Source organism: Mammaliicoccus sp. D-M19 (assembly GCF_022386695.1).
GTDB lineage: Bacteria > Bacillota > Bacilli > Staphylococcales > Staphylococcaceae > Mammaliicoccus > Mammaliicoccus sciuri.
Genome location: NZ_JAJNHW010000003.1, coordinates 178094 through 191536 on the forward strand (window position 1 = coordinate 178094; position 13443 = coordinate 191536).

The 13443-nt window shown below is 31.1% G+C and carries 12 protein-coding genes; 2 read left to right on the forward strand and 10 right to left on the reverse strand.

The genetic code is table 11. The features are described 5' to 3' along the window. The first annotated feature begins 27 nt into the window (after positions 1 to 27). The gene (locus tag LQ675_RS09065; RefSeq protein ID WP_239727508.1) at positions 28 to 1536 is read left to right on the forward strand and encodes a sodium:solute symporter family protein; all 1509 of its coding nucleotides are present in this window, start codon (positions 28 to 30) and stop codon (positions 1534 to 1536) included. A 370-nt stretch (positions 1537 to 1906) separates the two neighbouring features. On the opposite strand, the gene LQ675_RS09070 is transcribed toward LQ675_RS09065, so the two are convergent. Then, positions 1907 to 2839, reverse strand: coding sequence for an ABC transporter substrate-binding protein (locus LQ675_RS09070; RefSeq protein ID WP_048541144.1), 933 nt, complete (start codon positions 2837 to 2839; stop codon positions 1907 to 1909). Positions 2840 to 3030: 191 nt separating this feature from the next. After that, a complete protein-coding gene (locus LQ675_RS09075; RefSeq protein ID WP_048541146.1) occupies positions 3031 to 3405 on the reverse strand; it encodes a YbaN family protein in 375 nt (124 codons plus the stop codon). A 146-nt stretch (positions 3406 to 3551) separates the two neighbouring features. On the opposite strand from LQ675_RS09075, the gene LQ675_RS09080 reads away from it, so the two are divergent. Next, positions 3552 to 4490: a DMT family transporter gene (locus LQ675_RS09080; RefSeq protein ID WP_048541148.1), complete on the forward strand. Its 939-nt coding sequence runs from the start codon at positions 3552 to 3554 to the stop codon at positions 4488 to 4490. 45 nt (positions 4491 to 4535) lie between these two features. Here LQ675_RS09080 and LQ675_RS09085 read toward each other — a convergent pair whose 3' ends face one another. The 8 genes from LQ675_RS09085 to LQ675_RS09120 form a co-directional block, all read right to left on the reverse strand. Further along, the gene (locus LQ675_RS09085; RefSeq protein ID WP_048541150.1) at positions 4536 to 5705 is read right to left on the reverse strand and encodes an acyl-CoA dehydrogenase family protein; all 1170 of its coding nucleotides are present in this window, start codon (positions 5703 to 5705) and stop codon (positions 4536 to 4538) included. Between the two features lie 144 nt (positions 5706 to 5849). Further along, positions 5850 to 7241 carry an L-cystine transporter gene (locus LQ675_RS09090; protein WP_048541152.1) on the reverse strand — a complete coding sequence of 464 codons (1392 nt, stop codon included), beginning with the start codon at positions 7239 to 7241 and terminating at the stop codon, positions 5850 to 5852. A 316-nt stretch (positions 7242 to 7557) separates the two neighbouring features. Continuing rightward, positions 7558 to 8226 (reverse strand): ABC transporter ATP-binding protein, encoded by a 669-nt coding sequence (locus LQ675_RS09095; protein WP_048541153.1) that lies wholly within the window; start codon positions 8224 to 8226, stop codon positions 7558 to 7560. An 11-nt stretch (positions 8227 to 8237) separates the two neighbouring features. Beyond that, a complete protein-coding gene (locus tag LQ675_RS09100) occupies positions 8238 to 9158 on the reverse strand; it encodes an ABC transporter permease (protein WP_048541155.1) in 921 nt (306 codons plus the stop codon). Continuing rightward, positions 9155 to 10321: an ABC transporter permease gene (locus LQ675_RS09105; protein ID WP_075578160.1), complete on the reverse strand. Its 1167-nt coding sequence runs from the start codon at positions 10319 to 10321 to the stop codon at positions 9155 to 9157. Before LQ675_RS09105 ends, LQ675_RS09100 begins: the two co-directional genes overlap by 4 nt. An 18-nt stretch (positions 10322 to 10339) precedes the next feature. Further along, positions 10340 to 11839 (reverse strand): DUF6583 family protein, encoded by a 1500-nt coding sequence (locus tag LQ675_RS09110; protein ID WP_048541158.1) that lies wholly within the window; start codon positions 11837 to 11839, stop codon positions 10340 to 10342. Positions 11840 to 11916: 77 nt separating this feature from the next. After that, positions 11917 to 12525, reverse strand: coding sequence for a C39 family peptidase (locus LQ675_RS09115; RefSeq protein WP_239727510.1), 609 nt, complete (start codon positions 12523 to 12525; stop codon positions 11917 to 11919). A 150-nt stretch (positions 12526 to 12675) separates the two neighbouring features. Then, positions 12676 to 13032, reverse strand: coding sequence for a transcriptional regulator, SarA/Rot family (locus tag LQ675_RS09120; protein ID WP_048541161.1), 357 nt, complete (start codon positions 13030 to 13032; stop codon positions 12676 to 12678). Between the last annotated feature and the right edge of the window lie 411 nt (positions 13033 to 13443).

Here is a 13443-nt window from a genome sequence, read left to right on the forward strand (position 1 = left end):
TTTGATGTACAAAGGGGATGCCATATTATGAATGAAGTAGGATTTGGTACAGGAAACTGGATTGCATTAATTTTATATTTAATTGCAACATTATTAGTAGGTGTATATTTTACAAAAAGAGCTGGGCAAGATACAGACGCGTTCTTCAGAGCAAAAGGTAGAGTCCCTGCATGGGCAGTTGGATTCTCAATCTATGCTACAACTTTAAGTGCGATTACTTATATGGGAACACCAGAAAGAGCATTTAATACAGACTGGTCTTATGCAGCTGGAAATATCGCCATTATCGCGATCATTCCATTATTGATTTATTTCTATATTCCATTCTTCAGAAATCTTGATGTAACAACAGCTTATGAATATTTGGAAGAAAGATTCGGTATCACAATGCGTGTTATTGGATCTCTAGCATTCACATTATTCCATATTGGACGTGTTGCGATTGTTATTTATTTACCAACATTAGCAATCACTTCCGTTTCAGATATTAACCCATATTTAATCGCAGCATTAGTTGGATTATTATGTGTTATCTATACGTTTATGGGTGGTATAGAAGGGGTTATTTGGAGCGACGTTATTCAAGGTATTATCTTATTAGGTGGTGCTGTTGCCGTTATTTTCTTAGGTGCTTTCCAAATTGATGGAAACTTCGGTACAGTCTTAAATGAAGCTGTGCAAGATAAGAAATTTGTCTCAGTGGACAACTGGAAATTCGGAACAGCTGCTGCTGCAATTCCAATTATATTTATTGGTTCTATCTTTAATAACTTACACCAATACACTGCCAGCCAAGATATCGTTCAACGTTATCAAACAACTGGTTCAATATCATCAACAAACAAATCATTATGGACTAACGGGTTATTAGCATTTATTACAATCCCTATCTTCTATGGAATGGGAACTGTGTTGTATTCCTTCTATAATAATGTAACATCTTTACCAGAAGGATTTAACACATCAGCTATCGTACCTTATTTCATACTTACACAAATTCCACCATTTGTTGGCGGATTATTAATCGCTGCTATATTTGCTGCAGCACAATCAACAATTTCTTCAAGCTTGAACTCAATTTCAGCCTGTGTAGTTGTCGATTTAAAACAAAGATTTTCTAAAACAAATAACGCTAAAAATGATGTACTATTAGCAAGAATCATCATTATTCTAGCAGGTGTCTTTGGTACATTGGCATCATTATACTTAATTAATCAAAAAACAAACGAAACATGGGATTTATTCTTACTTGTAACAGGACTATTCGGTGTACCAATCGCCGGCGTGTTTGCAGTAGGTATATTTACTAAAAAAGCCAATACTTATGGTGTTATCATCGGACTAATCGTCGCAGCAATCGTTTCTTACTTTATAGGAAAAACAGATATCACACCATTTACAGTATCCGTAATCGGTTTCTTTATCGCATTTATTGTAGGTTACTTAGCAAGCTTACCATTCGCGAAACACAACAAGAATATCGTAGGCTTAACTATTCATACAATTAATGATCAATATGTTAAAGAAACAAAATAATGAACTATATAAAAAGCAGGGACATCAGCGTCCCTGCTTTTAATTTTTGTTGCATAATGTTCGAGAGTCTTCGTGCGTTACACACTAATTTTGTACCTTTGCGCACGATATCTCTTAGTCTTCGTGCGATTCACCCTGATTTTATACCTTTGCGCACGATATCTCTTAGACTTCGTGCGTTACACACTGATTTTGTACTCTAGCGCACGATATCTCTTAGTCTTCGTGCGTTACATACTGATTTTGTACTCTAGCGCACGATATCTCTTAGTCTTCATGCGTTATGGCCTGAACAATAAAAAGCAAAGACTGACGTCCCTGCTTTTTATATTCTGATAATGAGAATCGGTGTTATAGCATTTGCTATTGATTATTCAGCTTTTTTAAGAATTTCATCTTTTAAGTATTTACGTTGCATTTCTAATGAATATGGATCGTTATACCAGAATGTTTGTGCATCAATTTCGATGACTTTATCATTTTTAACTGCTGGAATTGATTTCCATGATTCAGTTTTTGTGAATTCTGGTTTTGCTTGTCCTTTTGTTACTGGTAAGAATAAGTAATCTCCTGAATATTTTTCAATTTCTTCTTGAGAGATTTTTTTCCAACCGTCTTTTTTAACATCTTTTTCAATGCTTTCTGGCATTGCTAAACCGAATGCTTGGTATAATACTTCTGTTCCTCTACCCCAGTTTTCACCGTAAGTATAGATGTCTTTTTGGAATGCTTCAATAACTGATACTGTTGTATCTTCGCCGATTTTATCTCTAATTTCTTTCCCGTCTTTAGAAGTTTCTTTCTTCCATTTTTCTACCCATTCTTTTGCTTTGTCTTCTTTACCAACTAATTTACCTAATTCTACTTGCATGTCTAAGTAATTGTGTTTTGCATAGTCGTAAGGAATTGTTGGTGCGATTTTATCATATTTCTTTAAGTTTTTATCTGCGTTATATGTAATGATTAAGTCTGGTTTTAATTTAGCTACTTGTTCAACATTGTCTTCACTTACTTTTTCAATACCTTTAATTCTATCTTTAAGTATTGGTGTTTGATCTGTAGAAGCTGGTACACCCACAGGTTTAACACCTAAGTGTAATAAGCCACCAACGTATGATGGTGCTAATACAACAATACGTTTAGGGTTTTTCGGGATATCTATTTTTTTACCGTCGTCTAATTTATAACTTACTGTATCTTTACTTGATTTTGTTTTACTGTTGCTCTCTTTCTCATCAGATTTATTGCCACAAGCAGCAACAACTAATGCTAAAGCCATAATAAACACTAAAAGTTTCTTCATAATTATCCTCCCAATTGATAATGACTCTCATTTTCATCTTTGTCTATTATATAACCCTTCAATCTATATAGCAATAGAATTTTTAAATTTATATAACTTTTTTATTCTATTTTACAATAATAATGATGTATGCAAATACAACAAAAAAATACCGATAAAAGACGTTACGTCATTTTATCGATATTTTAATATTACGATTTATTTTTACTTGGCAAAGTTTTAACAAAAGTGAATAATACAACAGTTTGGAAGAATAACATGATGCAAAGACCTATGCGAACATAAAAATGATCGACCATCCAAATTGAAAAGCCTACTACGATATATACACTTATAAGCAATTCGAACTTTTTCTTTAAAGTGTACCCTCTATATTTTTGAAAATCTTCTACATATTCTTTATAAACTTTTGTGCTTACTAACCAACTATGGAATTTATCTGAACTTTTAGCAAAACAAAATACTGCTAATAATATAAATGGTGTTGTAGGTAATAACGGCAATACAGCGCCAGCAAATCCTAATATAGTAGCAAGTATACCAACTGATATTAATACAAATTTCATGCGGAAACCTCACTTTTAACTCATTATGTTCATTATAAGAACGCATATTATAAAATTGCAAGTAAAACATTTCAGCTTATTGTTTAATAATTTATCAAATGCTAAAATTAATTAATTAACATCTTTTAGAATCGAGGGGCTTATAAGTGCAGAACAAACAACTAAAAGGTACCTTATTAGTGATGCTTGGCGCTACATTTTGGGGGTTAGGTGGAACGGTTACTGAAAAGTTATTTACAGAATACCATTTACCTGTTTCATTATTTGTAGCTGAAAGATTGATATTAAGTGGATTTTTCCTTTTGCTCATTGCAAAATTAATCCAGAAACATCCTTTAACAAATATATTTAGAGTCAAACATTCATTATTTCAATTGACTATATATGCTTTATTCGGCATGTTAGGTGTACAATACACCTTTATGGCGACAATTGATAAAGGGAATGTTGCTATTGCTACTTTGTTACAATTTTTAGCACCAGTCGTCATATTACTTTATTTACTAATCACTAGAAAAAGTAAATTTAGATTAACTGATATTATCATCATCGTGTGTTCACTATTCGGAACGAGCTTATTATTAACAAATGGTGATTATGCCACATTATCAGTCCCTCCAAATGCCATCGTTTGGGGATTATTAACAGCTTGTGCAGCTGCTTTTTATACTGTATATGCTGTTAAATTATTTTTAAATTGGCCATCTCTTGTTGTAATCGGTTGGTCAATGTTTATTGGCGGTATTGCACTTTCAATTATCAACTTAGATTTCTCATTTCCTTGGCATTTATTAGATATACGAGGCGTCATTTATTTCATCTTTGTGATCACTTTCGGAACGATGTTTGCTTTTTGGATGTATTTAGAAAGTGTGAAATATATTAGCCCACAAACAACAGCATTATTTGGTGTACTTGAGCCCGTAACAGCTGTTATATCTTCAGTTCTATGGTTAAAAGTACCATTTGGATTGTGGCAACTCATCGGTATGATTATCATCTTGATTGTCGTACTATATATGTCAGTAGGCATGAAACCAAGACGTAAAAAACGTAAAAAAGCCACACAAACAGATCATCTATAGTAAAAAAGAATGGTTAGAAATCTTTAAAATTTCTAACCATTCTTTTTATTGATTTTTACTTCTTTCTTCTCTAGCCTTTTTAGCTAATTTTGTAATGGTTACGTCATCCATCGGTGGATTGTGTAAGCCAGCTCTTATATCTCTATAATAGCGTTGCAACGGTCTTTCCATTTGTAAGCTTTTCGCACCTACAATTCTCATTGCGATATCAATAATTTTAATAGAGTGATTAACGACAACATGTTTAGCTGCACCTATTTCAACATCTATAACTGCATCTGTTATGGAAGGATTTAAATACTTATTGATTACACTATATATATAATGTCTTGCAGTTGTTAATTCTAATTCCATCTGACCAATATTTTGTTGAACAGCTGGAATATCAGCAATCACGCCATCGATACTTCCAGGACTATATTCATTTGCAAAATCAACAGCATAATCTCGTGCTGCTTGCCCAATACCTAAATATACTGCTGGAATATGTAGATTCCATGGGTTGATATTATTACCTCTTGGACCATTCGCAACTTCTACTAAGTATTTCTCATGAACTTTAACATCATCTAACACTAAATCATGACTCTCAGTAGCACGCATACCTACCATATTCCAATTCTCTGCTATTGATAAACCTTCAGATTCTCTTGGTATTAAAAAGAAACCGAGTGCTTCTTTTTCTGGTACATATGCACCAACAAGAAAATGCGTTAACCTTTGACTCATTGTTGTAAATGTCTTAACACCATTTATAATATAATGATCTCCGACACGATCAGCGTATGTACTTGGACGTGCACCTCGAGTTGGGCTGCCTGTTTCCGCTTCACTTACAGCTCTATTAACAATCGCGCCATTTAATACTTCTTCAGCAAATTCATCTAATAAATCTTGTGTCCATAATTTTTCTTGATAAATTTGTCCAACTACACCCATATGCCAACCAATTGCTAATGCAGTTGCACCATCAATTCTACCTAATGTTTCTTGGAATAAAATAATATCTTCTGGTGTCGCACCTTCGCCACCATATGATTTTGGAAGCACAATTTTAGTATAGCCTTCATCAATTAACCAATTAATATTTTCATATGGAAATTCTGAATTTAAATCATTTTTTTCAGCGTGTTTTTGTAATGACGCTTTATGATTTTCTATTTTATTAACCCATTTTTGTTGGAATTCATTCTTAATAAATAAATCTCTACTCATCGTGTCCACACTCCTTAATATCACTTTATCATTGTATTTATTTGCTTTCAATATATATCCGAGCATACCAATAAGTTTTTATAAAAAACAGGCAATACTGAAATTCACGATCGGTATCAGTATGTGCCTGTATAAAATTAATAATTAATATGACTCTCCAAGTTCATTGAAGTCTTGGTCATTGTATTTTTCTTCATCTAATTGTCCTGTAATTTTAGCAGTAGCCGTACCCGCTAACATTGAATCATTAACATTCAATGCTGTTCTACCCATATCGATTAATGGTTCAACTGAAATTAATACCCCTGCTAAAGCAATAGGTAAATTCAATGTTGAAAGTACGAGTATAGCGGCAAATGTTGCACCGCCACCTACACCTGCTACACCAAATGAACTGATGACTACAACGCCGATAACAGATAAGATAAACGGTAAATCAATGTCAATACCTGCACTTGGTGCAATCATCATAGCTAACATCGCTGGATAAATACCTGCACAGCCATTTTGTCCAATTGATAAACCAAATGAACCTGCAAAGTTTGCAATACCTTCTGGAACACCTAGTCTAGTTGTTTGTGTTTGAACATTTAAAGGTAACGTTCCTGCACTTGATCTAGACGTAAATGCGAATAGTAATGTTTCACTTGCTTTTTTAACATAAGTAGCTGGGTTTAAACCAACAACAGATACTAAAATTAAATGTATGATGAACATCGTAATTAAGGCCGCATAAGATGCTACAACAAATTTACTTAATGTCCATACTGCTTCAAAGTTACTTGTCATGACCGTTTTAGTCATAATCGCTAAAATCCCGTAAGGTGTTAATCTTAATACAAACGTAACGATTCCCATAACTAAGGCATAAATCGCATCTATCCCTCTTTTAATTAAGTTACCTTTTTCAGGTTCTTTTCTCATCACACGTAAGAAACTAAATCCAACAAATCCAGCAAATATAACGATCGCAATTGTTGAAGTACCTCTAGCACCTGTGAAATCTAAGAATGGATTGGCAGGTAACAATTCAATAATTTGTGATGGTAAATTATTAGCCGTCATATCTTTAGAAGTTTGTTCAATTTCTTGACCACGACTATTTTCTACATTACCTAAATCGATTTGTGATGCATCTAAATTAAATAGCATCGCATAAATAATACCAACTAAAGCTGCAACAGCAACCGTTCCTAGTAAAAATGTAAATATCCAAGCGCCAGCTTTAGCAAAGTTTTGACCAATTGTTATTTTAGTAAATGCTGAAACAATTGAGATAAAGATAAGTGGCATAACGATCATTTGTAATAGTTTTACATAACCTGTACCTACAATATCAAACCATGAAGCTGTCGACTCTGTTACTTTAGAATCTACACCATAAATAAGATGTAAAGCTAAACCAAACACAATCCCTATTCCTAAGCCAATAAGAACACGTTTAGAGAACTTTACATGTTTCTTATTTAAATAACCTAATAAACCTATAAATGATAAGAAAACAATAATATTAATGACTACCCATAGTGTTTCCATTAATGGACCTCCTAAATCTTTTAATTCCGATACATTAAATAAGAATACACTTTAAAAATATGTTTTGCAATACGTTTTTCTTTTTCTAAAAATTTAGATAAATACAATCAAAAAAACATACTAAGATTATTGTTTCAATAATCTTAGTATGTTTAAAATTATGATGATTTTTTTAATTACTTACGGTCGCTTTAGTTACAGTTCGACCAACTTTTGTTACTATGGGCCTCCTTAGTTACAATTCCACCGACTTTTGTTACTATGGGTCTCCTTAGTTACACTTCCGCCGACTTTTGTTACTAACTGCTACTCTTTTTCACAATACAAGACTGTCTTCAAATGCCCAAGATTTATCGGTTAATATATTTCTATAGAATGGATCTTTTCCTATTAACTTAATTTCATCTGCTAAGCTTTCGACTTCATCTAAATGGTGCGTTGTTAATATAATAAGTCTTGTTGTTTTTAAATGATTTAATAATTTATGAATGTCAAATCTAGATTTCAAATCAATACCTACTGTTGGTTCATCTAAAATTAATATACTTGGATTACCGAGCAATCCGATTAATAAATTAACTTTACGTTTTGTACCACCAGAAAGCGAAGAGATTTTTGCTGTTCTTTCATATAAATTCAACTGATTACAGTAATCTTCTATAAGCTCTGAAGATATAGGTTGTTTATTTAATGCTTTAAAAAATTCTATATTTTCATTTACTGTCATATGTTCAAATAATGCAATATCTTGAGGTATATAACCTATGATTTCTTTGATTTTTTTATTGTTTAACTTTTTCCCAAAATAACGGATACCCCCACTATCTGGATTTTCTAATGCTGTAATCATCCTTAGTAATGTTGACTTACCAGCACCATTTTCACCTAGTAATACGGTAAGTGTCTTATCCTTAAATGTTGTATTAAAGTCATGGAAAATTTCTTTATCTTTATACTTTTTTGATAAATGCTCTATTGTAATCATGTATACACCTCCTAAACTTGAATATACAAATAAAGACAACTTATTGCGATAGACCATATGATAGACATAAATAATTTATGACTAAGCGTATTTATTTTAAATAAGAATATACTTAAGACACTTTCATATATACATAATGTCATCAATAAGACCAAATAAAATACGATGCTTAATGACCATGATAATAGTAAGCTCGTAATGGTTACAATCGCGAATAATAATATGACATGACTCAATATATAATACGTATATAATTTGATTTTGGTGCCATTAAACATCATTAATCGCTCTAGTGCAGCATTTTGTTTCAGTCGTTGGTGCAATACAATTTGACTACAACTCACGATTAATAGCAATGCAACATATACTGCTGCACCAATCGAAACATCTGAATGCTTTTGAACTGCATGGTGTTCCATTTTAGAGTGAGGTGTATTTTTAATATACGCTTCTTTAATTTCTTGCATTGTTACATCTTGTTTAGATTTCTTTAAATGACCTTCAATAATGACGGGTATTTGCTGTTGGTATAAAGCTTTACTCGTCACTTCTAATGCAATTTCTCCAATGAAATCATCTTTGTAATATAGCGGAATGCTATCACGTAAACGATTTTCTTTTAAACGGTTACTAAAATCATCAGGTATTTGTAAGCTTACGATTGCTTGCTTTTTTTGAATGACATCTTCGATATACGCCTCATTCTTTGGTAAATGTATGACTTCTAAATATTTTGTTTGTTCTAAAGTATGCACTAACTCTTTTGAAGATTGAGATTTATCCAAATCTTGAACAGCTATTGGCATTTTAAATAATTGATTGCTAGATGCTTGAACGCCTACAATGAGCAATATTGTTATAAACAGCAACGCCACTAAAGTTAAATATTGTTTCCATTGCTTTTTAACAACTAAATGAAAGATTGATTTCATCGGCGATACCTCCAATACAAAGCAGAGATTACTAATACAAGCATAATACCTAAATGCCAATAATACATTGGATGTGTGTCAATGATGTAATTATTTAATAGCATTTCTACTAACTGATTAAACACAATTGAAAATGGTAATGCCTCAATTATTCCTGCACTCAAACTTTTTAAATAAATGATTGGAATCACTGCGCCAGATAACAATATTATCACTAACGTTAATAAAACTTTGAACAAATAATTCAACATACTTCTAAACGCAATATCTATAAGGAGAAACACTAAGAATATCATGATTAAATAATAAGCAATATCTAAACTAAGTTGCCCAATATTATACATTTCAAATTCTGGTTTAAGAAAATGTATGATGACCCATAAACCCAGTATACTCCATAGTGTTGTATAGAAAAGACTAAACACACCTCTTACAATTGTTAATTTTTCATATGAGAAATGATACATACTTAATCGTTCTCTCAACACATCTTTTTGATTCATTTTTAAAATGCTAAAAATTGAAAAGAAGAAGAAAAAAATAGATACAAAATAAGTTGAAATTGTATAATAACTGAATGTATCAAATACTTTGATAGGCTCATCATCAAAGGAGCCGCTTCTATTTAAACCAGTAAATAACATATCTGTCATCATCGTTAATAATTCATTTTCGGATGCACTAGGATAAAGATACGTATAAGACATCGCCCCACCCATCGACAACATTAACCGGCTATAGACCGAATCTGTTAATTGCAAAATGATAATACTTTCAACTGATTGTTTATCATATGTATTCACAACTATTGGTAACTCACCATTTTTATAAAATGCTTTCGTCATGCCATCTTTAAAGACAAAATAGCCATCAATTTTCTTTTTTGATAATAGTTGTCGTGCTTTCTCTTCATTATAATGCTTAATAGACAAATCATTTCCAAGCGATTGCCCATCACCTATCGCATTTAAAATTAACTTTGTTTCTTTTGATTGATCTTTATCTACGATTCCAATCGTAAACGCCTGATCTTTTTCGTTTACTTGGTTAACCCCAATCATTACGGCCAACACAGCTAACAATAATAATAAAATATATGCAATCAAATACCACTTTTTAATTAAAAAAGAGTGGTATATGTTGAACAATTTTATTGTCGACATATAACCACTCCTCTCTAATTATTGAATATCTTTCGCAAGATCTTCTCCTAAATCTTGTAGCTTATCTTCTATTTCTTTTGTTAAATCATCAACTTCTGAATCTGATAATGTATTAAAGTCAATCGCGCCATCTTTCTTGAATTTAATGTCTTTTTTCAGTTCAGTTTTACCATCCATAATTAATTTAATATTTTCACCATTCACATCAAAATCAACATTTAATTTTTGTTTTTGTTGATTGTTTTTAGTGTCTGTTGTTAAATTATGGTCGTAATTTAAGTCGAAGCTTTGACCGCTAGATGGTGCAATCGTCACTTTACCTTTATCCGTACGTTTATCTCCGTCAACTTTAGATTTATTATCTAATTTTAGTGTTGTTGTTGAGTATGAATTTTCTTTGATTTCTAGATCATATTTATCGCTAATTTCATCTTTACCAGTTGATTTACCTTTAAGTGTAAGTCCACCGTCTTCACCTGGTGCTGATACTTTATAATCTACTTGTACGCCATCATCAATAACATTTGTACCTTGAATTCTAACTTTTTCATTATCTTTATTTGTAATTGTTAAGTCACGTTTCAAGATTTCTTTACCATCTACATAAATGATAGATTTAACTTTAGGATAATTCTTTACATCTTCGTCTTTAGCTTTTTTCAATAAATCTTTAATTTCTTTATCGTACTCTTTTACATTACCTTGTTTTTCTACGATGTTTTTAATATCTTCATCTTTTTTAGCTTCTTCAAGAATTGCTACAACAATTTTCTTAGTATCTTTCTCACTTAAGTTCATTGTTACTTTTTTCAAATCTTTTTCATCATCAAAAATCTTAACTTTTTCTTTGTCTTTTTCAAAGTTATCGTCATCTAATTGATCAACAAACAAGTCACTATATCTTTTTGAGATTTTGTCGATTTGATCTTGAGAGATTTGAGAGCTTGATAAGATCGTATTTAAATTTAAAGAATCATTTGTGATTTCTTGTCCATCTGCTGAATCTAATGATTCACCAGAAGCTTTTTCGATTCCTTTTTTAATTTCATTATTTTTCACTTTATATATGTCTTTAAATAATGGTGTTTCTAAATATTGATTATTTTTGTCTGCGCTCCATTGGAAGTTACCTATCTTGTTGTCTGCAATTGTAGGTTCAATACCTAGTTTAGAGTTTTTCGCTTTAGGATCATGCCCAACATTGAAGACAATATTCGTTGAGTCAATAACCGACTTTGGTATACCTAATTGTGAAACTAATGAATCTGATACTTCTGCTCCAAATTTCAATGAAGTTTCATAAGATTCATCTTTCATTTTATCTTGGAATTCAGTTTCATTTTCAAACCTGTCGTTAAAATATTCTTTCCAAGATTTTGCTGATTCTTGTTCACTTAATAAATATGTATTCTTTGGCGTATTAGTTAGAAAATAATATGTTGCTGCACCACCAATTCCTACTATTGCAAGAAAGGCTACTACAATTCCTATAATTAGTAACTTTAATTTAGTAGACATTTAAACACCTCTTTTTAAAATTTATAATCATATCATAACAAATGTTACAACATTATGACATAATATTTTAAAAATATTTATATTTTTTTGTAAATACACATTTTTCCTGGCGTATTATAACTAATCTTCATTTTATTTTTTTTCATTTTGATAATTTGATATTTGGATGGCCCCAAAGCTGGGATATATACGTACCCAAATATTTGTTTCCATAAAGGATCTATATAATAATAATATTCATCATCATATCCAATTAATAAAGTTACATGGATATTTGTAACATAGGATTTACCTTTATTTCCGATTTTAAAAACTTTTCGAATCGGTTTAGACCCTAATGTTGTATGATATATTACAATTGGATGTCCTTTATCAATTATATGCTCAAGCTCTTCAAGCTCAGTACCAGTACCATCTATAATTTCAGAGTCATATCTACTTAGAAATTCCGCAAGCACATTCGGAAAAATAGTTTGGTGATGGCCAAATTTTATTAGAAAATGATTGCCTACATATCCCTTTTCCGGGTTATCTGAATGTGTTGGCCACTCTTTCATAATAGTCGTTGCATTAATATCTTTATTATAGTAATTAAGCAACATTGAACTTGCCGTACCTTCACACCCCATGACCATTGGTATAGGAAATAATTGACTTTTCGGTTTAACATTTAATATTACGCCCATAAAGGTTCTCCTTTTACGAAATCTTCTTAAATTAAAACGTTTGTTTATACTTATAATATATCATTTAACATTTAACTACATAGTATAAGAAAGCGGGACTGAAGTATCTTTTAAATAAAAAGATTTCTTAGTCCCGCTTCTCACGATTTTTTATAATATTTCAGCTTCAATTTCCATTAATAATTTTTTTATCTTTTTATGTTGGATTTTAGATACTTGAATAGCGACAGTTCTCTCATCTTGATCATTTCTTTTCTTAGAAATAAGCCCTTTTTCTTTTAAGTTTTGTACGGCTTTTGAAATATAGTACGGCTTAAATTTAGATTGTTTGATGATATCTTTAACATTGTAACAATCTTTCTCGCCTCTATATATATAAACTAAAATATATATTTCTTCGAATGAGAGTGCAAATTGACTTTTGATATTTGCGACATAATCTTTAGATTTCTTAGTTGTGACAACTAATTCAACGATGTTTCTGATTGGTACTGATACTGATTCCATTGCAAATCAACTCCTCAAAATAATCTAATAAATTGTTGAATTGGTATATTGTGCAATCTTTAGTATCTATAGCTTTTTTCCTTTTCAACACAATGATTTAATAATATTTATTATTTTATAATGAGTTTTAAAAACATTCAACAAATTTTCAAATAATGACTTTTCAACATTTTTATTTTTAAGACAAACCCTTTTATATCAAGCTCTACAGCGTTCAATTCACAAAATAATAACCCGTGTATATAGTTTGTTTTTATGACATTTTAAAAGTTCATTACTTTTGAAATATAAAGAAATCCTGTCATAAATTGAAGAATATATATTAATAGTGATGATAGATTTTCTTTTGTATTTTCATAATTTTGTATTATACAAAAAATCTGATACATCATAATGTACCAGATTAAAAGG

What these genes read in the sequence shown, in the direction of transcription:
- LQ675_RS09095 (WP_048541153.1), bottom strand. Translation starts at nt 8,226, where the DNA reads ATGATTACAATAGAGCATTTATCAAAAAAGTATAAAGATAAAGAAATT.
- LQ675_RS09085 (WP_048541150.1), bottom strand. Translation starts at nt 5,705, where the DNA reads ATGAGTAGAGATTTATTTATTAAGAATGAATTCCAACAAAAATGGGTT.
- LQ675_RS09065 (WP_239727508.1), top strand. Translation starts at nt 28, where the DNA reads ATGAATGAAGTAGGATTTGGTACAGGAAACTGGATTGCATTAATTTTA.
- LQ675_RS09105 (WP_075578160.1), bottom strand. Translation starts at nt 10,321, where the DNA reads ATGTCGACAATAAAATTGTTCAACATATACCACTCTTTTTTAATTAAA.
- LQ675_RS09100 (WP_048541155.1), bottom strand. Translation starts at nt 9,158, where the DNA reads ATGAAATCAATCTTTCATTTAGTTGTTAAAAAGCAATGGAAACAATAT.
- LQ675_RS09115 (WP_239727510.1), bottom strand. Translation starts at nt 12,525, where the DNA reads ATGGGCGTAATATTAAATGTTAAACCGAAAAGTCAATTATTTCCTATA.
- LQ675_RS09120 (WP_048541161.1), bottom strand. Translation starts at nt 13,032, where the DNA reads ATGGAATCAGTATCAGTACCAATCAGAAACATCGTTGAATTAGTTGTC.
- LQ675_RS09075 (WP_048541146.1), bottom strand. Translation starts at nt 3,405, where the DNA reads ATGAAATTTGTATTAATATCAGTTGGTATACTTGCTACTATATTAGGA.
- LQ675_RS09070 (WP_048541144.1), bottom strand. Translation starts at nt 2,839, where the DNA reads ATGAAGAAACTTTTAGTGTTTATTATGGCTTTAGCATTAGTTGTTGCT.
- LQ675_RS09110 (WP_048541158.1), bottom strand. Translation starts at nt 11,839, where the DNA reads ATGTCTACTAAATTAAAGTTACTAATTATAGGAATTGTAGTAGCCTTT.
- LQ675_RS09090 (WP_048541152.1), bottom strand. Translation starts at nt 7,241, where the DNA reads ATGGAAACACTATGGGTAGTCATTAATATTATTGTTTTCTTATCATTT.